The organism is Nesterenkonia aurantiaca (assembly GCF_004364585.1).
Classification (GTDB): Bacteria; Actinomycetota; Actinomycetes; order Actinomycetales; family Micrococcaceae; genus Nesterenkonia; species Nesterenkonia aurantiaca.
This window is the reverse complement of record NZ_SOAN01000005.1, coordinates 212,673-237,171: the sequence shown is the minus strand read 5'-3', so window position 1 is coordinate 237,171 and position 24,499 is coordinate 212,673. Positions and strand designations below refer to the sequence as shown.

Below are 24,499 nucleotides of genomic sequence, written 5' to 3'. Positions count from 1 at the left end.
AGCTGCGCGCTGATCTACGAGTCGTGGCCGGGAAGCATCCGGCGTGGGGCTGGCGCAAGGCGCGCTGGCACCTGCTGGAGCAACCGCAGTGGGAGTGGTTGGGGCCCCGGGTAGGAGTCCAGTGCTTGTGTGAGCTTCGCATCCGATAATGGGTGCAGGAGGAGATTCACGAATCATGGCACGCAGACATACCCCGGAGCAGGTCATCGCGAAGGTCCGGCAGGGCCAGAGAATGCTCAATGAAGGACATCCGATGATCGAGGTCATCAAGGAACTGCAGGTCACCGAGGCAACCTGGTACCGGTGGCTGAACCAGTACGGGTCCGAGAAAAACGCGGAGACCTCGAAGCGGACCAGGGAGCTGGAGAAGGAGAACGCGCGGCTGAAGAAGCTGCTGGCCGATCAGGTCCTCGCCAATGACATTCTGAGCGAGGTGGCGAAGGGAAAATTCTGAGCCCCGAACCCCGACGCCGTGCAGTTCGGATGGCGCAGGAGAAGTTCGGGGCGTCTGAAAGGTTCGCGTGCAGGGTGCTGGGACAGAACCGGTCCGCGCTGCGCATGGGGCCCCCGGAGACTAGCTTCGAGGAAGCCCAGTTGCGCACGGATTTGCGGGCGATCGCGGTGAAGCATCCGGCGTGGGGGTGGCGGAAAGCCCGCTGGCACCTGCTGGCCCAGCCACGCTGGGACGGGGCGGCGTTGAATACCAAACGAATCCGCCGGCTCTGGCGTCTCGAGGGGCTGACCTGCAAACCCAAGGCGAGGAAGAAACGTCGGACCGGACCCGGCGCCGGGGAACAGAAACGGTTGCGGGCCCAGTATCCGATGCATGTGCTCAGCTTCGATTTCCAGTCCGACGTGACCTCCTGCGGCCGGCATATCCGGTTCTTCAACGTGATCGATGAATACACGCGCACCGCGCTGGCGATCATCCCGCGCCGGTCCTTCACCGCCGCTGATGTCATCGCCGTATTGGAGGACATCATCGCCGAAACCGGTAGCACCCCGACCTACGTGCGTTCGGACAACGGTCCCGAATTCACGGCCGCTGCACTGACTGCTTGGTGCAACATGGCGGGCGTAGAGACCGCGTTCATCGACCCCGGCTCGCCCTGGCAGAACGGGTTCGTGGAGTCCTTCAACGCCCAATTCAGAAGGGAACAGCTCACCGGAGAAATTATCGACACCATGGCCGAAGCCAGCTACCTCGCCCAGGAATGGAAAGATATCTACAATCATGAACGACCCCACGGATCCCTCGACGGCATGACACCCTCGACATACTGGAAACGCTGGACCGCAGAGAACCAACTAGCTATCGCATAGCCACTGGACTGCTACCGGGGACCCAACCACCTCGTCCAACAGGAATCGGTGCCTGGAAATGAGTCTGACAGCACTTTGCAGGATCTGCAAGTATCTTTTTCCGCTAATTTTCATGTATCGCACATCTCTCAAACCGTAAAATTACTTCTCCGCACCCTTAAGTAATGCACCGATCGTTCTGCGACTGCGCTAGATTCTTGATCCGGCATGAGTAGGAACCTGAATCACAGAGAACCTGAGAGGGATACCTGCCGCACCCGTACTCTGACCGCGAAAGCATCAGTGCCCTAGACTTATCGCATGGACGCTGAACACGTAGGCCTGCGTGAGATCAAGAAACAGATGACTCGGGACGCAATCGCGACCGCGGCGTTGAAGCTGACGGAACAGAAGGGGCTGAACGAGGTCACAGTCGATGAAATCGCCCGAGAGGCCTTCGTCTCTCCGAGGACCGTCTCCAACTACTTCGCGTCCAAAGAAGAGGCCGTCCTGGCCGCCGGGGACCTTGGCATTGAAGAGGTCCTTGAGGAGTTCAACTCACGTCCATCAGAGGATCCGCCGCTCAAGGCGCTCTGTGAGCTTTTGAGTGACTACGCGCGGGAGCATCCTGAACACCTGCGTGGGGCTTCAAAGATGGCCCGCTTGGAACAGTTGAACCCCACCCTGCGACCGTTCCGCATTGCACGCGAGATCGAAATGGTGGAGGTCCTCAGCGCCCGCGTCGCCGCTCGCACAGGGACCAACGTCACGACCGACCTCTATCCTTCGATGGTGGCCTCGGCTGCGATGTCCGCGTTGATCACATCGCTAGCGATCTGGTCTTGCAAGGAGTTGCCTGACGAGAGCCTGCCTTCCCTCATCCAAGACGCCTTCAATATGATTACAGCTGGCTATCCCTTGGATCGCGAATCTCCCGACCCAGCCCGCACTCCCGTCTAGGCCGCCGCACCGCAGTTCGAATCACCAATGCGGCACATCATGTCAAGACTGCATGGCGGGTCAGCACGTGCAACTGAGCGCTCACCGCCTGCCTCTCCCGTGATGACTCTAAGAGTTCTGGCACCGGGGAAAGTTTCCCACTTGCAGGGAGCAACGTGCGCTCGTCTCGACATGTGCACTGAATGCGCCTCTCACGCCCTAGTTTGATTGTTTCCGACCTGTCGGAAACGGTATCCTCTCCGAGATAGCGGCTGGCCTGCGGTCACCAGTCGCAGGCCTCAGGCGGAACCGCGCGCCGACGTAGTAGGCGGTAGATCGCATGAAGCTCCTCAACTTTTTCGGACGCATAGTCATCCGATACCCGGCCTGACGAACACCTGATCAATGATCGCGTGTCAACCTCAAGCACGTACGAACATAAACGGGGACGCGAAGGTGACAAGCGGTCTGTCGACGCGCTCCTCGACCTGTCTGCATGGAGAATCAACTCAGAAATGCACCGAATGACCGCTGCCATACCGGCTTGACTGACTGCTCCGCATCACCTCGGCCACTGAAGGATCTGGTCCAGTTACACCGGCGCATCCTGAAGCTGCGACTCAAAGACGTCCACCACCTGGATTTTGGATTTGAGTCTCAAACTTGCAAGATCCGATATATTTCGTTTTAGGAGTATTGCTATAGAAGAAGAGAGTTGGTCCCATATGACACCGGAGGCATCTTCTCGGCGAGAGGAGCTGATCGCCGGCGCGCTCACGGATGATCTCAGCGATGCTGAGTGGGAAGAGCTCAACGATGCCCGGACAGCAGACCCCTCGATAGATGTCGAGATCGCGGAGCTTCGTGTCATCGCCAAACGCCTGGATGGACGGAGCCTGACCTGGCGTGAGGAGAATCCCTCTCGAGACCTCGAAGAACGCATACGCGCCGCCACTTCCCAGACCGAACCCTATAAGGACAACAAGTAAGAGCCGCTGGCCGGATTCCACGGCGATCGGGCCACCGGCGTAATCCATGCCTGTAAGCCCCTCACTCCCCCAGCCTCACGGGGAACCCATCGGCGACTGTGGATACTCCATGCCGGTGGAGCAACCTGATGCCCTGGTGGAGAAGCTGCAGGTTCATCTCGCCAGCTCGGTTCAGTTAGAGGACATTCCCAAGACCTGGATATCAGCTAGACGGTGGGAGAATCTCAAGAGCTCAGGCGATTCCGCTCTCGCAACTTTGGTTCTGAATGGACTCAAGCACACAGCAGTCACTGCGGTCCTGATCGGTCCCGAAACGGCCCATCGGGAATGGATGCAGTATGAGATCCGCTCCACCCTGAAGCGTGGCAACGGGTTGCTCGGCATCTACATCCACAACATCTCGGACCAAGACGGCAGAACAGCTCCCCAAAGGCCCAAACCCGTTGCCGCCCGGCACCCCACCTACGACCGGGTGTTCGACCACGGGAACCACAACCTGGGCAAGTGGGTCCAGGAAGTGCACTATTCACCCTGAGCTGCTGGAGTCCGGTTCGGTGTCGCGTTCTTGCTGTTCGGCCTTGGGCTGGCCGTCTACGGAATCTACGGCCGTTAGCCCCCTGAGATCGCCGGAAGGATGACCCAACGCCACCCGCCGGAGCACTCACCCCCGCTTGGCGCGGGCGAGCAGTCGATCCAGCGCATCTTCGATCGCCTCGGCGTGCTTCTCCGCCGTGTAGCGCTCCCGCACCACAGCGAGGCTGGCCTCCCCCAGCTGACGCAGCTGGGCCGGCGCGGCCAGGAGCTCGGCGAGTACCCGGCGCAGCGAGCCGGCGTCGCCGGTCTGGTAATACCGGCCGGTCACTCCCTCGATCACGGCCTCGATCTCGGGGCTGGAATCGGGGTTGCCGTCCTCGGCGAGCACCGGCACCCCGAAGCTCATCGCCTGGGTGACGTTCAGCCCGGCTCCGCCCACGGAGACCGCGAGGTCGGCCCGGGCGTAGAGCTCGCGCAGCTGCTCATAGTCATAGACGGCGCCGAGGAACTCCGCGTCCACCCCGTGTTCGGCGAACACCTGCTCGAGCCGGGGACGCTCGGCACCCTCCCCCACAATGAGCAGCTTCGGCCTCGCGGCGGCGGGCATGCCTCCCAGCGCTTCGGCGAGCAGGTCCAGACGGTGCCGGGTGGTGAGCCGGGAGCTGTAGATGATCGTCGGGTTTGCCCCGTCGTCGTCGGGGGCCTGCCCGGGGTGAGCGGCACTCTCCCGCGCCATGGTGGTCAGCGCCTCCGGGTAGATGCTGTTATAGATGACCTGGATCTTCTCCGCCGGGACCCCGTAGGAGCTGCCGAGCTCCTTGGCTCGGTCACCGTAGACCAGCAGTCCGTCGGTCAGTCGGTAGAAGGCGAGCCGGACCCGGCGTTTGAGCCCGTCCTCGGGCCGCTTCCAGCCGTGGCCCCACATGATCAGGGTGCGTCCGCGCAGCGCGGCGACCGCACAGGCGGCCCAGGCGGAGACAGAGTGAATCCTGCCCGAGATCACGAAAGCGTCGTGATCCCCATGCCAAATCTCACGAACCTGACCATGCTCCCACCAGTATCCGCGTATTTTCGAGAACGTCAGCGGCCTCACCTTCGCGAGGACCTCGTCGGCGGCAGAATGGATCTCGTCGACAGCAGTAGATTCCGAGTTCTTGAACCGTCCGACCAGGTCAAAGTCATAGCGGGTGGATTCCAGCAGCCGGCGCAGCAGCGGCTCGCGGTAGTGCGCCACGGTGGGCTGGACCACGAAGTAGATCCGGGGACGCGCCATGGGTTCCTCACTCTCGAGCCGACTCTGCGGCAGATACACAAAAAGCCCCTCCTGCTGTGACCGAGAGGACCCGATCACCGGGAGAGGCTTGGAAGTGACTGGAGGGGATGACGGGAATCGAACCCGCATCGTTGGTTTGGAAGACCAAAGCTTTACCACTAAGCTACATCCCCGCTGAAGCTTGACGATGGCCTTTTCAAGCCGATTCATCGCCGCAACGAGACTTCACTCTAGCAAGCCGGACTGCCTGCACCAAACCCAACACGGCTCGGGATAGTGTCGGGGGGTGAATCTCCCAGACGACCCCTCCGCACCCCTCGCAAGCAGCCCCGCCAGGGCCCCCGCAGCCACCTCTTCGGTCTCGAAGATCACGACGACGGCGGAGCAGGCAGCCCGGGCCCATGATCACGCCGCCCGGGAACTCTCCAGCTCAGCGCATCACGAGAAGCTCTGGGGGCCATTGGAGCGGGCGCACCGCGAGCGTGCGGCGGATCTGCGCGAGCGTGCGGCAGCGCCTTCGGCGACCCCCGACGCCCCAATGACGGCACCGCTCGCCGCGCCGTTGGCGGCTCGGTCCACCCAGGACGCGCTCGCTCTCTCCCGCACTGCGGCCGCACAGCTGCCCGCCACTGAGCCCGGCATCTCCCGGCCCAAGCTGGACCTCCGGATCGGGATCATCTGCGACCGGTTCCTTTTCGACACCTACTCCGGTGCGGCCACGCTGATCCCGATCACCCCGGAAAATTGGCAGAACCACCTCGATGACGTGGACCTGCTGCTGGTCGCCGCGACCTGGCGTGGGCACGACGGTCGCGCCTGGGACTACACTGCCGCGGAGGCTCCGGAGCGCCGTCGGCTGCTGATCGACACGATCATCCCGGCCTATCGCGCAGCCGGCGCCCCGCCGGTCTATTACGGCAAGGAGGACCCGCCCGACTACCGGCAGTTCCTCGACGTGGCCCGCGCGTGTGATCACATCTTCACCACCGCCGCGGAGGTCCTCTCGAAGTACCGGAGGGACTGCCCCGGCGCGCACAGCATCGAGGTCTTGCCCTTCGCGGTCAACCCGCTGCTGCACTCACCGATCGGCTCGCGCAGCGCCCCGGCGGAGGCGCGTGAGCTGATCTTCTTCGCAGGCTCCTGGATGGGGAAGAAGTATCAGCAGCGAGCCCGCTACGCCGAGTGGATCCTCGACGGCGTGCTCGACGCGGGCCGGCCGTTGGCGATCGTGGACCGGTGGTGGAACGAGATCACCGCCCAGCTGGACTCCGAGCAGCCGATCCTCAGCCCGAACCAGCTGGTCCCGGTCAAGTACTGGCCCTACCGGGTGCCCGCCATGGACCATCACGAGCTGATGGACATCCAGCGCGTGGTGGACATCGCGGTCAACCTGAACTCCGTGGTCGACTCGCAGACCATGTTCGCCAATCGAGCGCTCGAGCTGCAGGCCGCCGGCACCCTGGTCCTCTCCAGCTATAACCAGGGCCTGAACTCCTATCACCCGCAGGTGCGGATCGCGAACTCTGCGGCCGACGTCGAAGAGAGCCTGCGTGGGATGGACCTGGAGGGGCTCCGTCGGGCGCAGGGCGACGGCGTCCGTGAGGTCTTCATGCGCCACCACGTCTCGGACCTGCTCACCCGAGTGGCCCGGACCGCAGGCAAGCAGGTCAAGTCCAGACGGGAACTGGTGGTCGCCGTCGCGGAGAAGGTCACCGCGGAGCTCGCCCAGGACATGGCCGCGCAGAACCTCGCCGCCGCTGGGCACCCCCCGGTGGAGCTGCTGAGCTGGGAGCAGCTCGGCGCCCGGGCAGCGGATCCACTCGCGCAGCCCATCGACGTGCTGCTGCCGCTGAGCGACCAGCACCGATATGGTCCGCACTACGCTGCGGATCATGTGGCTGCTTTCCGCTACCAGTCCGCAACGATCACCACGAAACTCAACGGCACCGCCACCGAGACCGACCATCGGGCCCACGCCCATCAGCGCGGATTCGAGGACCTCGGTCTGACCGCCTGGTGGCGTCCCGAGGCCTCGGCGCTGGTGACTCCTGCTGTGCTGGCCGCGTCCGGACAGGACGCGCGGGTCTACGCCGTCGACCACCTGGGGCGCTTCGCCTCCGCCGCGATCCAGGTCTCCGGGCTGACCCCGGCCGCGCTCCCCCACACCGAGGATGACCTCTCCTCTGTAAAGGCTCAGGTGCGGCGCACCGCAGAGGCCGAGCGGCTCGAGCTCACCGTGATCGTGCCGATCTACAACAACGGGGATCATCTGCGGCACAAGGCGTTCGCCTCGTTGCGCCGTTCTCCGCATTTCCCACGCACCCAGGTGCTGCTGGTCGACGACGGCTCCACCGACCCGGTCACGGTGGCCACGGTCGAGGAACTGGCCCGGACCTATGCGAACGTCTCCGCGTTCCGGCACGGCACCGGCGGGTCCGGCTCGGCCTCGCGTCCGCGCAACACCGGCCTGGAGCTGACCGCCACCGAGTATGTCACCTACCTGGATCCCGATGACGAGGAGCTGGAAGCCGGCTACCACCTGCTGCAGCAGCGCCTGGCCGAGAAGCCCGAGGCTGACTTCGCCCTGGGCAACCAGGCCACCTGGACCAAGCGGCACCAGACCCTGCGCGTCCACGACTGGTATACCGGGATCGAGCTGCGTGACGGCCTGCGCTGGCCGACCCGTGACTCGCTGCGCGAGATCAAGTTCCGACCCGCGTCGATCGAGGGCATAGTAGCCCGCACCGCGTGGCTGCAGGGGCTGGGGCTGACCCAGCCGGTGGGCGCCACCGGGCAGGACACCTTCTTCTTCCAGCAGATGCTCTTCCACGCACGCGCCTATGTGCCGGTGGACCGGTCGGTCTACGTCTACTACGGAGCGGTGGACAACTCGATCGTCAACGTGGTCAGCCCGGCCTACTTCAGAAAGTACCTGATCCTGGAAGCGGCTCGCAGCTCCTGGCTGCACGAGGTCGGACTCCTGCAGGACTATCTGGACACCCGGTTCGAGCACTTCTTCGTCACCTGGTACCTGCGGAAGTTCTCCCGCGTGCCCTCCGCGGAGAAGGCTGAGGCAGCAGAGGTGCTCGCGGAGATCGCCGCCTTCTATGTGGAAGACCCGTATCACCACGCCTGGAAGACGCCTGAGGCGTTGCGGTTCTTCGGCGTGCACCAACTGCCCTCGACAGAGAAGCTGCGCCCGCTGGCGGGACGGATCAAGCGCCGAGCACTCGATACCGCAGGGCTGCAGCTGGCCCAGCTCAAGCGCACCCGCCTGGGCCGCCGGGTCGGCGCGACCTACCGCCGAAGGCTCAAACCCCAGTCCAAGACCATCGATCGGGTGACCGCGCTGCGCGAGGTCACCGCCGAGATTGAGCGGGTCCAGCGGCGCGAGGCCGGGCAGTGGGGCATCACTGCCGCGGAGGCGGCCTACGCGTTGGCAGTGAAGGATCGCAGCAAGGCCGAGAACCCCGGTTGAGTCAGCGGCCGTATTCCTCGTAGCGGCGGCCGGCGGCGGCCTGGAGCATGCCCAGGCCCTCACGGTGATAGACGCTGTCCACATACCGCACCGGCGCGCGCTTGAGCCGGCGGGCTGTGGTCCGAGCCGCCCCGTAGCCGATGCGGACCAACCCTTCGGCGCCGATCCGCAGCCGCAGCGTCGGGGTTGCCTGGTTCTGCTCGGCACGCCGGATGAGTTTGGTGGCGCGCACATGTCCGGCGCGAATCCCGCGCTGGCGCATCCAAGCCGGACTCAGCCGTTCGGCGGGCAGGTCCTCCTCGACCCGCGCCTCGGCGCACCACCAGGCCTGGGCGCCGGCGGCCTGCATCCGGCCGAAGAGGTCGGAGTCCTCACCACCGATGAAGCTGAACGCCTCATCGAAGCGATACCCGGCGCTGGTGAACCAGTGCGCGCGGACCAGCACGTTGTTCGTCGCGGCGCGGTGGTTCCAGGGTCCGGTGGGAAAGTCGATGCGCCGGATGAATCCGCTGGCCTGCAGCCAGGCCGGCGGGTTCTCCCCGAAATGGGTGATCACCGGACCCGAGACGGTGTCGGCCCCGGAAGAGTTGGCACAGTCGATCAGGGTGCGCAGCCAGTCCGGCGCCGCGCGCTCGTCGTCGTCGAGAAAGAGCACCGCTTCGGCATCCGCCGGCACAGCCTCCACCGCGGCGTTGCGCGCGGCGGCGATCCCGGGGCGCGGCTCGTGGAGGTACTGCGCACCCGGATACTGAGCGCGGACCTGGGCCTCGGCGTCGCCCTCGGGGCTGTTGTCCACCACGATCAGCTGCGGCAGCTCGCGCTCCCCCAGCGCGCGCTCCTCCAGTGCGCCCGATTCCCCCAGCGCGCCCGACTCCCCCACCGGACCCAGTTCCTGGGCGCGCAGCGAGCTCAGCAGCTGTGCCAGCGGGCCGGGCCGACGGTAGGTGCAGACGCAGATATAGGAGTTGGCGGCGGTGATCACCGGCCGACTCACCGGGCCCGCTCCTGCAGCAGCGTGCGCAGCAGGGCGGCGTAGCGGCGGCCCAGGCCCGGCAGGTCTGCGTATTCGGCGACCCAGTCGCGGCCGGTGGAATCCACCGGGGTGGAGTCCGGATCGGCGGCGAGCTCGGTGAGCCTGGCCGCGATCTCTTCCGAGTCTCCGGAGAGGAAGCTGGCGTTGCGTGCGTGGCCGAGCACCCAGGCCGCCTCTCCGGTGACCGCGGCGGTGATGTGCTTGCCCAGGCCCAGCAGCTCGAAGGTCTTCGAGGGCACGGTCCAGGCGAAGGAGGCCCAGTCGGTGCGCAGGCTGACCAAGGCGGTGTCGGCCCAGCGGTAGTGCTCCCAGATCTCCTCGCCGTGCACCGGATCGAAGAACTCCACCGCACCGCTGTCCAGGGCACCGGACTCCTCCGCGACCTGGCGCAGCTGGTCCTTCTGGGTGCCGGAGCCGACCAGCCGGAGCTGTACGTCGAGTCCCTCGGAACGGGTGTGGTCCCCGTCGACTGAATTCTCCCGGGTGCGCGGGATCAGCGCCACGGCCGTGATGATGCGTCCCAGGGCCTGGCTCTCACCGTGGTTGCCCAGGTAGGCGATGCGCAGCTCCCCGGGTTCGCGTGTCCGGTGCTCGAGCTGCGGCACCTGGTCCAGGGCGACGCCGTTGCTGATGGTCTCCACCCGGGAGACCCCGCGTTCGCGCAGCCGCTGACCAAAGCCCTCGGTGACGGTGACCACGAGCTCAGCCCGGCGCTGGACGCTGACCACGGCAGCTTCCATCAGCATCCCCAGCGGGCCGGCCTTCACCCCGGCCTCGCGGGCGAGCTCGGGCCAGGCGTCACGCATATCGACCACCAGCGGCACCCGGCGGCAGCGGCTGACCAGCCAGCCGGCGCAGATGGTGGGCAGGGCCGGCACCGTGGCGATGACCAGATCAGGCTTGCTCGCGCTGAGCGCCCGGGGCACCATCAGCACCGCGGAGGCCAGGTCTGAGGCGAAGCGCCCGGCGCGGGAATTCTTCAGCAGGATGTACGGGGTCCGGTGCAGCCGCTCCCCGGTGGGCCCCGGCGTGGGGCGCAGCCGGAATCTGCCCTGGCCTCGCACCTCCTCCGGGGTGTGGTGGGAGTTCACCGCGGGGGTGACGACGTCGACCGCCCAGCCGTCCTCGCGCAGCGAGCCCACGAGGCGTTCCCAGCGGCGCTGCGGGGCCGTGCGTTCCGGCCAATAACTGTGTGTCAGGAGCTGAACCCGAGGGGTCACTGCTGCCCGTCCTGGGATTCTTGCAGCTCGATGTAGTCGATGAAGCCCTCCATGTTGTCGTTCTTCAGGGACCGTTGCAGCAGCTCGAGCATCTCCTCGTCCTTGAGGATCACCTGGGCACCGCTGGCGGTGGTGGCCATCTCCCCGGTGGGGATGGTGAACATCTCGATGTCCCCGGAACGGAGGTCGCGCATCTCCAGCGCGTAGGCGGCGATGGTGTTGGCGTCGAGACCGTCATCCACGCTCAGGTAGGGGACGATGCCGTTGACCACGTCCATCACTCGCTGCGGATTGGTGAGGGTGTCGGAGGAGAGCAGCTGATCGACGATCCCGTTGATCACCAGCTGCTGGTTCTGCACCCGGCTGAAGTCTCCGTCGGGGAAGGACTTGCGCTCGCGGACGAACCGCAGTGCGTTGTCGCCTTCCAGGCGAATGGTGCCCTCGGGGTAGAACGCCGGGTTCTGCTGGCCGGCGGAGAAGGGCCGCGGGTTGTCCACGTAGACCCCGCCCAGGGCGCGGGTCAGGTCGGAGAATCCCTCGAAGTCAATGATCGCCACGTGGTCGATATGGGTGTTCAGCAGCTCCTCGACGGTGTCGACGACCAGCGGGTACCCGCCCACACCGAGCGCGGAGTTGACCCGGCCCTGGCCTTCACCGGGCACGTCCACCCAGAGGTCCCGCACGATGGACATCACGTAGACCCCGGACCGGTCGGCCGGGATGTGCACGAACATCATGGTGTCGGAGCGTTCGGAGGCGTTGTCGCCGATCTCGCCGCGGTACTCCATGTCATCCTCGCCGCGGCTGTCGGAGCCAAGCAGGAGCATGTTCACCGTGCCGTCCTCGGTGCGACCGGCGGTGTCGTCGCCTCCGAGGCCCAGATCCAGGACATTGCGCTGCTCGTCGAAGGTGGTGCGCAGCTGGTTGACGTAGAGCAGTCCGGCGCCCACCGCGACGACGAGCAGCACCGCCACGGCGATGAGACCGTTGCGGATCAGGCGGCGGCGTCGTGACGGGTCTTTGGGCGTGTCCTCCGCGGCGGCATCCTCGGCGCCGGAGACGGTGACGGTGGGTTCTTCGGTGTCATCGGGGTTGGTCGACTTCGAGGCTGCCGCCGGCCCGCCCGGGAGCCTTGCGGCCCTGCGGGCTCGGTGCGGCTGTGGCTCGGGCGAATTCTTGTCGGCCACACACCCTCCTCTACGCGTTCGACGATCCGATTCATGCTAGCCCACCGATCTGGGCACTCCCGCATCGACGCTGTTCAGGGAGCTCCCGGCTAGGTGGCGTCCCAGAGGCGTCGGTAGTAGTCGATCCGGTGCGCCTCGGGCTCGATCCCGTAGGCGTCCCAGAACACCGCCTCGTCGTAGCCGGAGAAGTTCCAGGCCAGGGACATCGACATCACGGCGAGATCGGCCCACCGATCCGCCACCCCGAGGCGAGCCAGATCCACGTGGGCGAGGAACGAACCGTCGGCAGCCAGCAGCGTATTCGGGGCGCAGGGATCGCCCTGGCACAGCACGAGGCGATCCAGGCTCGGCGCGTCCTCGGGCAGCTGCGCGGCAGGGCTCGACGTGCGACCCGACGTGCGCTCCGCCGCGCGCAGCCGATGCTCCACGCCCCAGTCGAAGGGGCAGTCCTGAGGTTCCAGATCGTGCAGCCGGCGCAGACCGTTGCCGAGGGCCCGCAGCGCGAGATCGGGATCAGCCTTCCACCGTGGGGAGACCGCCGACTCGCCGGGCAGCGCTCGGGTGAGCAGCACCTCCTCGGGGCCCTCCACGATCAGGTCCACCACGGCCGGTGCGGGGTGGCGTCCGTGGATCCAGCGCAGCCGCTCGGCCTCCTGCGTGAGCGATTCCCCGGCGCCGTCGGGGTTCCATTTGGCATAGAGCTCGATCGGAGCCGCGGCACCGCCGCTGGCGACGGAGAACGTCAGACCGCCGGCTCCGTTGCGCCAGACCGGGCGGAGCTGGGCTGCACCCAGCCCGAGCGCCTGCAACGATCGCTGTAGGAAGGCCGGAACCGGGGTCTCGGCCGAGGGCGTCCCGGCCAGAGCCGAGGGCAGGCTCATGGACGGCCCGAGGCGGGCGGCCGGGCGGCCCGCGGCCCGGGCTGGCACTTCGGGCAGAAGTGCGATCCGCGGTTCATGAACGTCTCGCGCCTGACCTCGGTGTCACACCGCGGGCACGGCCTGCCCTGCTGGCCGTAGACGTTGAGAGACCTCGAGAAGTACCCGGAGGCGCCGTTGACGTTGACGTAGAGCGCGTCGAAGCTGGTGCCGCCGGCTTCGAGTGCGGCCAGCAGCACGGTCTTGACCCCGCTGAGCAGCCGGGCGGACTCGGCGCGGGTGATGGTCTGGGTGGAGCGCAGGTAATGCAGCCGGGCGAGCCAGAGCGCCTCATCGGCGTAGATGTTACCGATCCCGGAGATCATTCCTTGATCCAGCAGCGCGCGTTTCAGACCGGTCTTGCGGCGGCGCAGGGTGCGGAAGAACGTCTCCTCGTCGAATCCGGGCTCCAGCGGGTCCGGTGCGATGTGCACCGCGGCGGCCGGCACGCTGCCGCTGGGGTGGGTGGAGGGAACCAGCTCGGAGATCTGCATGCCGCCGAAGATGCGCTGGTCGATGAAGCGCAGCTGCTTCGGAGCGGAGCCTTCCCCTCCCAGCTCCAGCGTGATCTTCAGGTGCTTCTGCGCCGGGGCGGAGGGCTCATCGATGAGCACCTGCCCGCTCATGCCCAGATGGATCAGCAGCGACTCCCCGACCGGTTCTGTCCCCGAGCCGGGCTGAGCAGCAGTTGCAGGCGCTGCTGCTCCCGCAGGCATCAAGCCCTGGCGCAACGGGATCCAGAGGAACTTGCCGCGGCGCTGCGGTGCCAGCAGCCTCTGGTGGGTCAGCGCGTCGGTGAAGGAGCCCAACCGGGCCGGTTCATCGAGTGCGGCGCCCAGCGCGTGACGGCGCAGGCTGCGCGGATCGTGGACGGTGACGGATTCTACGGTGCGTCCCGTGGCCCAGCGGCTGATGCCGCGGCGGACCACTTCGACCTCGGGCAGCTCGGGCATCAGCTGCTGGCGGGTGCGGTGTCCTCGAACCGGTCCAGGACCAGGGTGAGGATGTCGCCCTGTTCACCGCGGCCGGCGGTGAGGGTCTCCACGGTGACCCGAGCGGCTTCGCGCTCGGCCTCCTTCTTGGAGGGCCCGGAGCCGGAGCCGTGGGCGGTGCCGCCGATGACCAGGGTGGCGTTGAAGGACTTGTGGTGGTCCGGGCCGAAGTCGGTGATCTGGTAGCGGATCTCGCCCATGTCTTTGGCGGCCGCGATCTCCTGGATCGTGGTCTTCCAATCCTTGCCGGCGGTCATCGCGTCCTTGTCGCTGAGCAGCGGGACCACGAGGCGCAGCACCAGACGGCGGGCCGTCTCGGTGTCGGTGGAGAGGTAGGCGGCACCGATCAGCGCCTCCATCGTGTCGGCAAGGATCGAGTCCTTGTCCTGGCCGTTGGTGAGCCGCTCGCCGGCTCCCAGGCTGATGTAGGGCCCGACGCCGAGGCCGCGGGCCACCCGGGCCAGGGCGCGGGTGCTCACCAGTGCGGCGCGGAGCTTGGCGAGGTCACCCTCGGCCAGATCCGGGAAGGTCCGGAACAGGTAGTCGGTGACCGCCAGGCCGAGGATCGAATCCCCGAGGAACTCCAGCCGCTCATTGGTGGGCAGGTTGGAGTTCTCATAGGCATAGGAGCGATGGGTCAGGGCAAGACGAAGAGTCCCGGGGGCAATATGCACCCCGAGACTCTTCACAAGCTCTTCGTGATCGCTCACGTGCGATGTCGTCATGTTCGACGACTCAGGCGTCAGCGACCTTGCGACCCTTGTACTCATAGAACAGCGGCGAACCGGCGGAGTCGGTGACCAGCTTGGCCTGGTGAGGCTGGCTGTAGACGACGCGACCGTTCTCCACGGTCTTCACCAGCTTCGGCACAGAAGCCTTCCACTGCGAGCGGCGGTTGCGGGTGTTGGATCGGGACATCTTCCGCTTTGGAACAGCCACGGTGTCTCTTTTCTCTCTAGATGATGGACAGAGTCTTGGTCAATCAAGTTCTGCGATGGTCAAGTTCTGCGATGTTCAAGTTCTAGGTGCTGGAGTCGGACTTGGAGTCCGGCTCCGGCAGTCCCGCGGCCATGTCTTTCAACGCGGCCCAACGGGGGTCGAGCTGCTCGTGGTAGTGCTCGAGATCGTCCTCCATGCGGAATCCGCAGACGGAGCACAGACCCGGGCATTCCTCGCGGCAGACCGGCTGGAACGGCAGCGCGGAGACCATCAGGTCTCGCAGCACCGGCTCCAGGTCGATGGTGAGGTCATGGCCCATCGGGCGGGTGTCCTCATCCTCTTCCTCGGCCGAATCTTTCCGCGTCTTCTGGGGCCAGCTGAACAGCTGCATGATGTCTACGGTGAGCGGGTACTTCAGCTCATCGAGACACCGGCCGCACTGTCCAGTGACCTCGCCGACGGCGGTGCCGGTCATCAGCACACCTTCATGCACCGATTCCAGACGCAGATCCACCTGCAGCTCGCTGCCCTGCGGTATCCCGATCAGGACCGTTGCGAAGTCCTCCGGGGCAGGGACAGTTCTATGCATCTCGTGCTGGGTTCCGGGCTTGCCCCGGAGCTCCTGCACATCTACGCGTAGAGCAGTCATTGCTGAACCACTCCTCAATGATCTAGACCGACGTGCCACTCTACCAGTCACGACGGCTCGGGTGCGAACCCCCGATCAGATCTGGCCGACGAACTCTTTCAGCCACTCGCGCAGGTCTGGTCCGAGGTCCTCGCGGTCCACGGCCAGGGTGACCACGGCCTTGATGTAGCTGAGCTTGTCTCCGGTGTCGTAGCGACGTCCGCGGAAGATCACGGCGTGGACTCCGCCGCCCTCCTCGGCGGATTTGCCCGCCATGGCCTGCAGCGCGTCGGTCAGCTGGATCTCGTTGCCGCGCCCGGGCTTGGTCTGCTCCAGCTCAGCGAAGATCGCCGGGTGCAGCACGTAGCGACCGATGATCGCCAGGTTCGACGGCGCCTCATCCACGGGGGGCTTCTCCACCAGGGCGTGGACCGGCACGACGTCGGCGGGCTGGCCGTTCTCGGCGGCGACCTTGTCCTGGCCGTTGGCATCGATGACGCCGTAGGCGCTGATGTTCTCTTCGGGCACCTCCATCACGGCGATGACGGATCCGCCGAGCCGCTGCTGGGTCTCCAGCATGGTCGAGAGCAGCTCGTCGCGCTCATCGATCAGGTCGTCGCCGAGCAGGACCGCGAAGGCCTCGTTGCCCACGTGGCGCTTGGCGCAGAGCACGGCGTGACCGAGGCCCTTGGCCTCGCCCTGCCGGATGTAGTGCAGGTCGCCCAGCTCGGTGGCCTGCCGGACGGCCTCGAGCTTCTTGGTGTCGCCTTTGGCCTCAAGCGTGGCCTCGAGGTCGGGGACCCGGTCGAAGTGGTTCTCCAGGGACCGCTTATTGCGGCCGGTGATCATCAGAATGTCATCGAGCCCGGCCTTCGCGGCCTCGGCGACGACGTACTGGATCGCGGGCTCATCCACCACCGGGAGCATCTCTTTGGGCATGGCCTTGGTGGCCGGAAGGAATCGGGTTCCCAGACCCGCAGCCGGGATGACAGCTTTGCGAATAGACGTTGTTGAACTCATGTGCCCACCTTATCGTTTCCTGGATGCCTGTTCAGACGATTCTATGAAGTTTTCTGCGGTCGCGCTCAGCGGCGACGGTCCTGGAGCCGGCGCTGCACCGCACGCGGGATGAACTCCGCCACGTCTCCGCCGAGCTTGTGGACTTCCTTGACCAGCGTGGAGGACAGGTGAGTGTAGCGGCCGTCCGCGGCGAGGAACACGGTCTCCAGCCCGGAGAGGTGCCGGTTCATCGTGGCCATCGGGGACTCGTAGCCGAGATCCTTAGGATCGCGCAGGCCCTTGACCAGAGCGTTGGCTCCGACCTCGCGGCAGAAGTCGGTCAACAGCCCGCTGCCCAGCGGCTTCACGCTCACCCCGCGCACATAGGAGAAGGTCTCCTGCGCCATCGCGATGCGCTCCTCGACGGAGAACATCGGGTTCTTGTGCATATTGGGCGACACGGCGACGATCACCTCGTCGAAGAGGTTCGAGGCACGGGCGATGATCTCCACATGACCGTTGTGCAGAGGGTCAAATGATCCGGGGCACACTGCTAACTGCATGGTCTGACATTACTTCAGGTGGTCAAGAACCCGACGTCAGGCGCGCAGGACACGCTGCCGATCGGCTGGCTGTCTACGATGGAGTCCATGTCCTCTCATCGCTCCCCCAGCCCGGATCCGCTCGCCCTCGATCAGCCCTGGGCCCGGACCGCGGCCGGGGCCAACACCTTGGGCTTCGAAACCTCATCGAGCACCCCGCCGAGCACCCCTGCGGTGATGCCCACCATCTACGAGCGCACGACGGCGGCGGCCATCGCCCACGACGCGGTCAACCTGGGCCAGGGATTCCCCGACACCGAGGGCCCGGACTGGCTGCTGCAGCTGGCCGCGCGGGCGATCACCGAGCCCGAGACCGGCCCGCGCAACCAGTACGCCCCGGGGATGGGACTGCCCACCCTGCGCGAGGCGATCAGCGACGCCCAGGCCCGGCGTCAGGGCGTGGAGCTGGATCCCGCCACCCAGGTCATGGTGACCACCGGCGCCACCGAAGGGATCTCCGCGACGATCCTGGCCTTCGCCCGGCCCGGCAGCGAGGTGCTCACCTTCGAGCCGCACTATGACTCCTACGGGGCCTGCGCCGCGCTGGCCGGCGCCCGGCTGGTGGGCGTGGCACTGCGCGGTCCGGAGTTCCGCCCGGATCTGGACGCCTTCGAGGCCGCCATCACCGAGCGCACCTCGATGATCCTGCTCAACACCCCGCACAACCCCACCGGCACGGTCTTCAGCACCGAGGAGCTGACCCGGATCGTTGCGCTCGCGGTCAAGCATGACCTGCGGATCATGTGCGACGAGGTCTACGAACATCTGGTGCTCTCGGATGCGCGGCTGCCCCACCGCAGCATCCTGACCATCCCCGGCGCCGAGGAGGTGGCCGTGGCGGTGGGCTCCGCCGGGAAGTCCTTCTCGGTCACCGGGTGGAAGGTCGGCTGGGTCACCGGAAGCGCCGAACTGGTCAGCCAGGTCCGCGGGGTCAAGCAGTTCCTGAGCTTCTCCTCCGGCCCGGCCTTCCAGTGGGCGGTGGGCCACGGGCTCCAGGACGACCAGGGGTTCTTCGCGCAGAACACCGCCGAGCTGGAGGCCGGCAGGGATCTGCTGCGCGCCGGCCTCGAGGAACTCGGGTTGGCACCGAATCGCGCCGAGGCCGGGTACTTCGTGCTCGGCAACGTCTCTGGCATCACCTCGCTCTCGGCCGCGCAGTTCTGCCGGGTCCTCGCCGAGGAGGTGGGGGTGGCCGCGATCCCGGTCTCTGCCTTGACCATCCAGCACCGGGCCAACCCGAGCGACGAGCTGGAGCATCTGGTGCGCTTCGCCTTCTGCAAGGACCACGCCACCATCGAAGAGGGGCTGCGTCGGATGCGTGAGCATCTCCCCGCCGCGCTGGCCAGCCACCCGCCGGCCGACGCGCGGCCTGCCAACGCACGGCCTGCCACCGCGCGGCCGGCCAGCGCGGCGCCGGTCACCGCACCCGAGACGCTAGCGCCGGCCAGCACCGGAACCCCCTGATGCGCCAGCGCGACGCCTTGGGCCTGCCCCGAAGCCAGCGACTCTCCTTCTCCGGGCAGCTGGCCGAGCTCGTGAAGGACGACCTCACCGAGGACGGCGTGGTGCTGAGCATCGGCGGGGCCGAGCAGTCCCATGTGGAGCTCGGGGATCCCGACTATCTGCTCCACGACTACCTGTTCCGGATGGGTACCGTGCTGCAGACCTGCGCCCGCGAGCGCCTGGGAGGAGCCCCCGCCGCCGGCGCTTCGACTGCAGCAACCGGTGCGCCGCGCGTACTGCACCTGGGTGCCGGAGCGCTGACCCTGCCGCGCTTCATCGAGCACCATTGGCCCGCGGTGGAGCAGACCGTGGTGGACATCGAACCTGAGTTGGTGGAGTTTGTGCTGGAGCATCTGCCGATGCGCAGAAGCCCTCGCAATCTGGTCGCCGACGCCGCCGCGGTGCTGGGCCCCGGTGGAGCCCTGCAAGGGGTGAGCTTCGACGTCGTCGTGGTGGACCTTTTCAACAGTGCGGCCGCGCCAGAGCACCTGCGCAGCCCGGAGTTTCACCGGGCAGTCCTTGAGCAGGTGGTCCCGGGCGGGCTGCTGCTGGTGAATCTCGGGGATGAGCCGCCGATGGACTTCGTCCGGGCGCAGGTGGTCTCGCTGCTCGACGCGGCGGCCACGCTGATCCCCAACGCCTCAGCCGTCCCGGACGCCTCAGGCAACCCGGGCGCCTCCATCGCTCCGGGCACCGAGCAGGCGGCGCGCTGCGCGATGCTGAGCGCGCCCAGCGATGTGCTCGAGGCCCGGGCCGAGGGGAACCTGAGCTTCGCCGCGCGCCGCGGTGCGGCGCTGGAGCAGACCGAGCTCAACGCGCTCTGGGCCGCGGGCCCTCACCCCGGCGACGTGCTCAGTGCGGAAGAGCTGCTTCAGTGGGCTCGACCATGAAGATCTGCGTGCTGCCGTAGGACTTCTCGCTGAAGATCTCGAGTCCCTCCGGCAGTGAGGGCGCGCCGCTGCCGGCGTCGCGCTCGATCACCACGGTGGCCGCCTGATGCAGCTGCTCCCTCGCGGCGCTCAGCACCTTGAACAGCTCGGCGTCTCCGAGGCTGTAGGGCGGGTCCAGGAAGAGCAGCTCGATGGGTGGACCGCTGCGTGAGCCAAGGTACCTCAGCGCGTCGGCCTTGTGCACCGTGATCTCCCGGCGCAGCGCCGGCGGGGCCTCGGCGCCGAAGAACTCGGCGTTGCGGCGCAGCGTGCGCACCGCGGCCTCAGCCTTGTCCACGGCCTCCAGGCTGCGCGCACCGCGGCTCAGCGATTCGAAGCCCAGCGCGCCCGAGCCGGCATAGAGATCCACCACGACGGCGTCGCGGAGGGCGTCATAGCCCTCGAGCCGGGAGAACAGCGACTCCTTGACCCGGTCGCTGGTGGGTCGGGTGGCGTCGGTGGGGACGGCCACGAGGCGGCGTCCCTTATGCGTGCCGGCGATGATCCGTGCCATCTCACACTCCTGTCTCAGGGCCCTACGGTCGGACTGCTCAGCCGCGCTGGATGAACTCGTCGGCGCCCTCGTGGAGGTCGCGGTACTCCCCCACGGCGGTGCGCAGTCCAGGGTAGTCCGCCCAGCTGGGATCCTGTGCGCTGATCTCGCGCAGCAGCTCGGAGGCGCGGACGATGATCTTCTCGTCTCGGATCGTGCGCAGCAGCTTCAGCGTGGAAGCCCGGCCGGCCTGGGCCGCGCCGAGCACGTCGCCCTCACGCCGGCGCTGCAGATCCAGTCGGGCCAGGGTCATCCCGTCGGAGTGTTCCGCCACCTGCTCCAGCCGCTCCAGGGACGGGTGCCCGTCGGGCAGCCGGGTCACCAGCAGCGCGAGCCCGTGGGCGCCGCCACGGCCGATCCGTCCGCGCAGCTGGTGCAGGGTGGAGACTCCGAAGGCGTCGGCGTCGAGCACCGCCATCACTGTGGCGTTGTGCACGTCCACGCCCACCTCGATCACCGTGGTGCAGATCAGCACATCGATCTCCCCGCGCTCGAAGCCGGTCATCACCGACTCCTTGGCGGCGGCGTCCATTCTCCCGTGGACCACGGCGCGCCGGGTCCTGCTCAGCAGCGGGTGCTCGGCCAGGCGCGCAGCGATCAGCTCCACCGAGGCATCCTGGTCGGTCTGCACCCCGGTCTCCGGGTCCTCGCGCGCATCGGCCTCGCTGATCTTGGGACACACCACGTAGACCTGGTGCCCCGCGGCGACCTCTTCGGCGATCCGTTCCCAGACCCGGCCGATGAACCGCGGGCCCTGAACCGTGCGCACCACATGGGTGACGATCGGCTGCCGGCCGCTCGGCAGGCCCTCCAGCGTGGTCAGCTCCAGATCCCCGAAGACGGTCATCGCGACCGACCGTGGGATCGGGGTGGCCGACATGACCAGCATGTGCGGGGTGAGCTCATAGCGGGTGCGCAGGGCGTCGCGCTGCTCCACCCCGAACCGGTGCTGCTCATCGACCACGGCCAGGCCCAGGTCCACGAAGTGCACCTGCTCGCCGAGCACAGCATGCGTGCCGACCACCAGCTCGGCGGTGCCGGAGGCGATGTCGAGCAGGGCCCGACGGCGATCGGCGGTGCCCATCGAGCCGGTGAGCAGGGTGAGCCCGACCTCCTCGGCGAGGCCGCCGAGCATCCGGCGCAGCGAGCGCTCATGCTGGGCGGCGAGCACCTCGGTGGGCGCGATCAGCACGGCCTGTCCCCCGGTCTCGAGCACCTGCAGCATTGCGCGCAGCGCGACCAGGGTCTTGCCGGAGCCCACCTCGCCCTGGAGCAGCCGGTTCATCGGGTGCTCGCGGTCGAGCTCGGCGCCGATGAGCTCCCCGCAGCGGACCTGACCCTCGGTGAGCGTGAACGGCAGTCCGGCGTCGAACCGGGTGAGCAGTCCGGCCTCCTGCGCCGGCCGCGGCAGGGCCCGTCGGTGCTGTTCCTGGGCGCGACGCAGGTGCAGCAGCCCTTGGAGCAGGAACGCCTCGTGGTAGCGCATCCGGCGCATCCCGCGTTCCGGGTCCTCCATGGTCTCGGGCCGGTGGATCAGCCGGTAGGCCTCACCCAGCTCCGGCAGCTCCTCGGAGGCGCGGACCTGCTCCGGCAGCGGCTCGGGCCAGGCGGCGAAGTCGATGAGGTCCAGCAGGATCTCGATGCAGTCCAGGATCCGGAAGCTGCTGATCCCTGAGGTGGCCGGATACAGCGGGACCGGGGTCTTGCCCCGGTTCAGTGCGCGCGGCAGCGCAGCGGCGCCCAGCGGGTCCGACTCCGGGTCCACCTGGTCGGTGATGGTCTCCGGGTCGGCGTCGACCAACACGGTGAAGTCGGGGTTGTTCAGGGTGGGGCGGTCGCGGTAGCTGCCCACCTTGCCGTGGAAGATCGCCCGGGCTCCCTGGGTCAGCTGGCGGCCCACGCTCCAACCGTTGAAGAACGCCATCTTCAGCGAGTTGCCCTCGTCATCGGTGACCCAGACCTCGGCCAGGGAGCCGCGCCGGTTCGCCATCTTGCGCACCGAGACCCCGGTGACCTCGGCGATCAGGCTGACGTGTTCCCCGGCCTCGGGGAGGTCGCGGAAGGAGGAGAGCTGGCCGAACTCGATCCAGCGGCGCGGATAGTGCTGCAGCAGCTGCGCGGCGGTAGTGATGCCCAGCCCCTGCTCGAGCGTCTTCGCCGATTCCGCGCCGATGATCCGGCTCAGCTCGGTGGAGGGAAGCACGTCCACGCGGGGATCACTCCTGGTCTCGGGCCGGCGGGGCGTGGGTGGTCTCCGCCTGGGCGGCGGGCCTGCGGTCGGGACTGTTGTCGGGACTGTGGTGCAGCGCGGTGGCGGCGTAGGACTCCACGGGGCCCGCGGCGTGCACTGTGGTGCAGGTGCGCGGCTCCTCGAGGGTGTGCACGTGGATCCGCCAGCGGTAGGTGCCTTCTTCGTCGGGGTTCGCGTCGATCGGGGTCACGATCACCGAATCGCCGAGATCATCGAGCTGGTGGCGCAGCGAGGCGGCCCCGAGCGGATCCAGCCGCACGGTGCACATCACCTCGGATCCGTCCGGCGCTGGAGTCTCGGTGACCGGTTCAGCCGCCGGCGAGCCGGTCTCCGGCGTGCGCTGCTGGCCTCCGGGCTGCTGATCTCCGGGCTGCAGATCTGCGGCGCGGTGATCCGTGGGGCCCTGATCTGCGGCGTGCTGATCTGCAGCGTGGTGACCCGCGGGGGGCTGCTGCCAGCCGGGCAGGCTCTGCAGCGGCGCGAAGTCCATGGCGATCCCGGTGATGGTCGAGTGCAGCGCGATCAGCACCACCAGCAGTCCGGCTCCTCCGGAGTCCACCACGTTCGCGCGCTGCAGCACCGGCAGCTGTTCCCGGGTGGCCTGCACCGCGAGGAAGGCCCGGGAGACCACGTAGGGCATGGCGGCCTCCAATGCCGCCCGGCTCTCGGGCTCCTCCGCCCGGAGCGCGCGGTGGTGCACCTCGGAGTGCACCGCATCGAGGACCGAGAGCATGGTCCCGGCGACCGGGTCGGTCAGCGCGGACCAGGACCGGACCTTGGCCCGCTCCAGCGCACGAGAGAACCCGGAGATGGTCAGACGCTGCTGACCATGCAGCGGTTCGGCCAGCCCAGAGATCAGCACCGCGAGCAGGGTGCCGGAGTTCCCGTAGGCCTCGGACATCGCCCGGGAACCGGCCGCGGCGAAGAGCTCGCCCAGGTCCTCGGTGGAGGAGGCCTCCACGCTGGCGCGGCAGGCTCGGATCGTGGCCAGCATGTTCTCCCCGGTGTCCGAGTCAGGGATCGGGAAGACGTTGAGTCGGTTGAGCGGCTCGACGTTGCGCTCCAGGGCGGCTTCCGCGAGGAGGAACCAGCGGTGCACTGCGGCAGCACCCTTGACCTTGCCCCGAGCGGAGGACTGCGCTCGAGCGTGGCCTGGCAGTGGCCTCAGCGGAGGTCGCGAGCTCGGCTCATCGCGATGCTGCATAGTCGTCCAGCGTGCTGTCCGCGATCGCGTCGGCGATGTCCTCCATGGCCTGCTGGTCCTGGTAGAAGATCCACTGGCCGTCGTCGGAGTAGCTGCTCTCCCCGGTCGGGACGGTGAAGAACTCCACATTGTTCACCGCGCCGCGCAGGTTCCAGCCCAGCGAGGCCACGGTGCCGGAGCTCAGGGTGTCATCGACGATCAGGTGCGGGGAGAAGGTCTCCACCAGGTCCCGGACCCGGCCGGGGTTGCTCAGGTTCTCCGGGGTGACCGTCTGGTCGATCACGGCCTGGATGAACGCCTGCTGGTTGCGCACTCGCTGGAGGTCCCCGTCGGGGAAGCTCTGCCGGTGCCGGACGAAGGAGAGCGCCTCCTCGGAGTTCATCTCCTGCTCACCGGGCTGGAAGGTGAACCCCTCACCGGTGGTGAACGGCTGGTCGTAGCCCGAATTCACGGTGACCCCGCCGAGCGCGTCGACCAGGCCGGTGAAGCCGAGCATGTCCACCGCGGCCACATGATCGATCCGCACGTCGAAGAGCGATTCGAAGGTGTCGATGGTCGAGGGAAGCCCGCCCAGGCTCAGCGCGGCGTTGATCTTGTGCTCGCCGTGACCCGGGACCTCCACCCAGAGGTCACGCGGGACCGACATGATCTGCACGCTCTCGCGGTCGCTGGGGACGTGCATCAGCATCATGGTGTCCGAGCGGCCGCCCTGCGGCACCCGGGACAGCTCCTCGGTCTCCCCGGAGCCGCCGTTCTCATCGGATCCCAGCAGCAGGATGTTGATGGATTCGTCGTCCTCGGCCTTGACCGGGCGACCCTCATCCTCGGGGAAGCTCTGCTCGAAGGTCTGCGCATTATCTTCATAGGCGCTGCTCAATGAGTTCAGGTAGACCATGCCCGCCACCAGGGCCCCGACGACGACGACGGCCACCACGCTCACAATGATCAGCGCGGCACGACGCCCGCGCCGCTTCCGGCGGGGCTTGTCGTAGTCGACCTCATACGTCATCTGGTGCTCCTGGAATGG

At 67.3% G+C, this 24,499-nt stretch carries 22 protein-coding genes and 1 tRNA gene; 7 read left to right on the top strand and 16 right to left on the bottom strand.

The genetic code is table 11. From position 1 onward, the window contains the following. Window positions 1–175 precede the first annotated feature (175 nt). From EV640_RS08310 to EV640_RS08295, 4 genes are all read left to right on the top strand, one after another. Window positions 176–1,323, top strand: a protein-coding gene (locus EV640_RS08310; protein WP_133726250.1) for an IS3 family transposase whose coding sequence is annotated in 2 segments (ribosomal slippage) — window positions 176–449 and window positions 449–1,323 — 1,149 coding nt in all. Because the reading frame shifts where the segments join, the coding sequence is not laid out codon by codon here. A 300-nt stretch (window positions 1,324–1,623) separates the two neighbouring features. Then, window positions 1,624–2,262 carry a TetR/AcrR family transcriptional regulator gene (locus EV640_RS08305; RefSeq protein WP_133726249.1) on the top strand — a complete coding sequence of 213 codons (639 nt, stop codon included), beginning with the start codon at window positions 1,624–1,626 and terminating at the stop codon, window positions 2,260–2,262. A 704-nt stretch (window positions 2,263–2,966) separates the two neighbouring features. Then, entirely contained in the window at window positions 2,967–3,230 is a 264-nt protein-coding gene (locus tag EV640_RS08300) for a hypothetical protein (protein WP_036474824.1), read from the top strand. Window positions 3,231–3,339: 109 nt separating this feature from the next. Further along, complete coding sequence (locus tag EV640_RS08295) at window positions 3,340–3,765, top strand: TIR domain-containing protein (protein ID WP_166645893.1); 426 nt, start codon at window positions 3,340–3,342, stop codon at window positions 3,763–3,765. Between the two features lie 126 nt (window positions 3,766–3,891). Here EV640_RS08295 and EV640_RS08290 read toward each other — a convergent pair whose 3' ends face one another. Continuing rightward, window positions 3,892–5,037, bottom strand: coding sequence for a glycosyltransferase family 4 protein (locus EV640_RS08290; protein WP_166645892.1), 1,146 nt, complete (start codon window positions 5,035–5,037; stop codon window positions 3,892–3,894). 99 nt (window positions 5,038–5,136) lie between these two features. Then, a tRNA-Gly gene (locus EV640_RS08285) sits at window positions 5,137–5,210 on the bottom strand. A 113-nt stretch (window positions 5,211–5,323) separates the two neighbouring features. Between EV640_RS08285 and EV640_RS08280 the strand changes: the two genes are divergently transcribed. Further along, window positions 5,324–8,515, top strand: a complete 3,192-nt coding sequence (locus EV640_RS08280; RefSeq protein ID WP_133726246.1) for a glycosyltransferase — start codon at window positions 5,324–5,326, stop codon at window positions 8,513–8,515. Window position 8,516: 1 nt separating this feature from the next. Here the strand turns inward: EV640_RS08280 and EV640_RS08275 are convergent, their stop codons facing one another. The 10 genes from EV640_RS08275 to coaD form a co-directional block, all read right to left on the bottom strand. Then, window positions 8,517–9,509: a glycosyltransferase family 2 protein gene (locus EV640_RS08275; RefSeq protein WP_166645891.1), complete on the bottom strand. Its 993-nt coding sequence runs from the start codon at window positions 9,507–9,509 to the stop codon at window positions 8,517–8,519. Next, on the bottom strand, window positions 9,506–10,768 hold the full coding sequence (locus tag EV640_RS08270) for a glycosyltransferase family 4 protein (protein ID WP_133726244.1): 1,263 nt from the start codon (window positions 10,766–10,768) through the stop codon (window positions 9,506–9,508). The genes EV640_RS08275 and EV640_RS08270 overlap by 4 nt, the downstream gene beginning before the upstream one ends. Then, window positions 10,765–11,955, bottom strand: a complete 1,191-nt coding sequence (locus EV640_RS08265; RefSeq protein WP_133726243.1) for an LCP family protein — start codon at window positions 11,953–11,955, stop codon at window positions 10,765–10,767. The genes EV640_RS08270 and EV640_RS08265 overlap by 4 nt, the downstream gene beginning before the upstream one ends. Before the next feature lie 89 nt (window positions 11,956–12,044). Then, entirely contained in the window at window positions 12,045–12,836 is a 792-nt protein-coding gene (locus tag EV640_RS08260; protein ID WP_133726242.1) for an aminoglycoside 3'-phosphotransferase, read from the bottom strand. Next, window positions 12,833–13,825 carry a bifunctional DNA-formamidopyrimidine glycosylase/DNA-(apurinic or apyrimidinic site) lyase gene (mutM, locus tag EV640_RS08255; RefSeq protein WP_133726241.1) on the bottom strand — a complete coding sequence of 331 codons (993 nt, stop codon included), beginning with the start codon at window positions 13,823–13,825 and terminating at the stop codon, window positions 12,833–12,835. Before mutM ends, EV640_RS08260 begins: the two co-directional genes overlap by 4 nt. Then, window positions 13,825–14,574, bottom strand: a complete 750-nt coding sequence (gene rnc / locus EV640_RS08250) for a ribonuclease III (protein ID WP_084479497.1) — start codon at window positions 14,572–14,574, stop codon at window positions 13,825–13,827. The genes mutM and rnc overlap by 1 nt, the downstream gene beginning before the upstream one ends. 25 nt (window positions 14,575–14,599) lie before the next feature. Beyond that, on the bottom strand, window positions 14,600–14,803 hold the full coding sequence (gene rpmF, locus EV640_RS08245) for a 50S ribosomal protein L32 (protein WP_036474831.1): 204 nt from the start codon (window positions 14,801–14,803) through the stop codon (window positions 14,600–14,602). 82 nt (window positions 14,804–14,885) lie between these two features. Further along, window positions 14,886–15,452: a YceD family protein gene (locus EV640_RS08240; protein WP_133726240.1), complete on the bottom strand. Its 567-nt coding sequence runs from the start codon at window positions 15,450–15,452 to the stop codon at window positions 14,886–14,888. Window positions 15,453–15,527: 75 nt separating this feature from the next. Next, on the bottom strand, window positions 15,528–16,451 hold the full coding sequence (gene galU / locus EV640_RS08235) for a UTP--glucose-1-phosphate uridylyltransferase GalU (protein ID WP_036474833.1): 924 nt from the start codon (window positions 16,449–16,451) through the stop codon (window positions 15,528–15,530). A 65-nt stretch (window positions 16,452–16,516) separates the two neighbouring features. Further along, complete coding sequence (coaD, locus tag EV640_RS08230) at window positions 16,517–16,993, bottom strand: pantetheine-phosphate adenylyltransferase (protein WP_036474835.1); 477 nt, start codon at window positions 16,991–16,993, stop codon at window positions 16,517–16,519. 87 nt (window positions 16,994–17,080) lie between these two features. Here coaD and EV640_RS08225 point away from each other — a divergent pair, with 87 nt between their 5' ends. Both EV640_RS08225 and EV640_RS08220 read left to right on the top strand, forming a co-directional pair. After that, window positions 17,081–18,496, top strand: coding sequence for an aminotransferase class I/II-fold pyridoxal phosphate-dependent enzyme (locus EV640_RS08225; protein ID WP_243832270.1), 1,416 nt, complete (start codon window positions 17,081–17,083; stop codon window positions 18,494–18,496). After that, window positions 18,496–19,425, top strand: a complete 930-nt coding sequence (locus EV640_RS08220; RefSeq protein WP_133726239.1) for a spermidine synthase — start codon at window positions 18,496–18,498, stop codon at window positions 19,423–19,425. Before EV640_RS08225 ends, EV640_RS08220 begins: the two co-directional genes overlap by 1 nt. Here the strand turns inward: EV640_RS08220 and rsmD are convergent. The 4 genes from rsmD to EV640_RS08200 are packed head-to-tail and all read right to left on the bottom strand — an operon-like array spanning window position 19,388 to window position 24,481. Continuing rightward, window positions 19,388–19,996: a 16S rRNA (guanine(966)-N(2))-methyltransferase RsmD gene (gene rsmD, locus EV640_RS08215; RefSeq protein ID WP_279586516.1), complete on the bottom strand. Its 609-nt coding sequence runs from the start codon at window positions 19,994–19,996 to the stop codon at window positions 19,388–19,390. The genes EV640_RS08220 and rsmD overlap by 38 nt on opposite strands. A gap of 19 nt (window positions 19,997–20,015) precedes the next feature. Further along, window positions 20,016–22,226 (bottom strand): ATP-dependent DNA helicase RecG, encoded by a 2,211-nt coding sequence (locus EV640_RS08210; RefSeq protein WP_133726237.1) that lies wholly within the window; start codon window positions 22,224–22,226, stop codon window positions 20,016–20,018. Window positions 22,227–22,233: 7 nt separating this feature from the next. Further along, on the bottom strand, window positions 22,234–23,472 hold the full coding sequence (locus tag EV640_RS08205) for a DAK2 domain-containing protein (RefSeq protein WP_166645890.1): 1,239 nt from the start codon (window positions 23,470–23,472) through the stop codon (window positions 22,234–22,236). Then, window positions 23,456–24,481 carry an LCP family protein gene (locus tag EV640_RS08200; protein ID WP_133726235.1) on the bottom strand — a complete coding sequence of 342 codons (1,026 nt, stop codon included), beginning with the start codon at window positions 24,479–24,481 and terminating at the stop codon, window positions 23,456–23,458. The genes EV640_RS08205 and EV640_RS08200 overlap by 17 nt, the downstream gene beginning before the upstream one ends. Window positions 24,482–24,499: the final 18 nt, after the last annotated feature.

Coding starts and splice junctions, on each gene's coding strand:
- EV640_RS08305 (WP_133726249.1), top strand. CDS start 1,624: ATGGACGCTGAACACGTAGGCCTGCGTGAGATCAAGAAACAGATGACT.
- EV640_RS08300 (WP_036474824.1), top strand. CDS start 2,967: ATGACACCGGAGGCATCTTCTCGGCGAGAGGAGCTGATCGCCGGCGCG.
- EV640_RS08295 (WP_166645893.1), top strand. CDS start 3,340: ATGCCGGTGGAGCAACCTGATGCCCTGGTGGAGAAGCTGCAGGTTCAT.
- EV640_RS08290 (WP_166645892.1), bottom strand. CDS start 5,037: ATGGCGCGTCCCCGGATCTACTTCGTGGTCCAGCCCACCGTGGCGCAC.
- EV640_RS08260 (WP_133726242.1), bottom strand. CDS start 12,836: ATGAGCCTGCCCTCGGCTCTGGCCGGGACGCCCTCGGCCGAGACCCCG.
- mutM (WP_133726241.1), bottom strand. CDS start 13,825: ATGCCCGAGCTGCCCGAGGTCGAAGTGGTCCGCCGCGGCATCAGCCGC.
- EV640_RS08240 (WP_133726240.1), bottom strand. CDS start 15,452: ATGACTGCTCTACGCGTAGATGTGCAGGAGCTCCGGGGCAAGCCCGGA.
- galU (WP_036474833.1), bottom strand. CDS start 16,451: ATGAGTTCAACAACGTCTATTCGCAAAGCTGTCATCCCGGCTGCGGGT.
- coaD (WP_036474835.1), bottom strand. CDS start 16,993: ATGCAGTTAGCAGTGTGCCCCGGATCATTTGACCCTCTGCACAACGGT.
- EV640_RS08225 (WP_243832270.1), top strand. CDS start 17,081: ATGTCCTCTCATCGCTCCCCCAGCCCGGATCCGCTCGCCCTCGATCAG.
- EV640_RS08220 (WP_133726239.1), top strand. CDS start 18,496: ATGCGCCAGCGCGACGCCTTGGGCCTGCCCCGAAGCCAGCGACTCTCC.
- EV640_RS08205 (WP_166645890.1), bottom strand. CDS start 23,472: ATGCAGCATCGCGATGAGCCGAGCTCGCGACCTCCGCTGAGGCCACTG.
- EV640_RS08200 (WP_133726235.1), bottom strand. CDS start 24,481: ATGACGTATGAGGTCGACTACGACAAGCCCCGCCGGAAGCGGCGCGGG.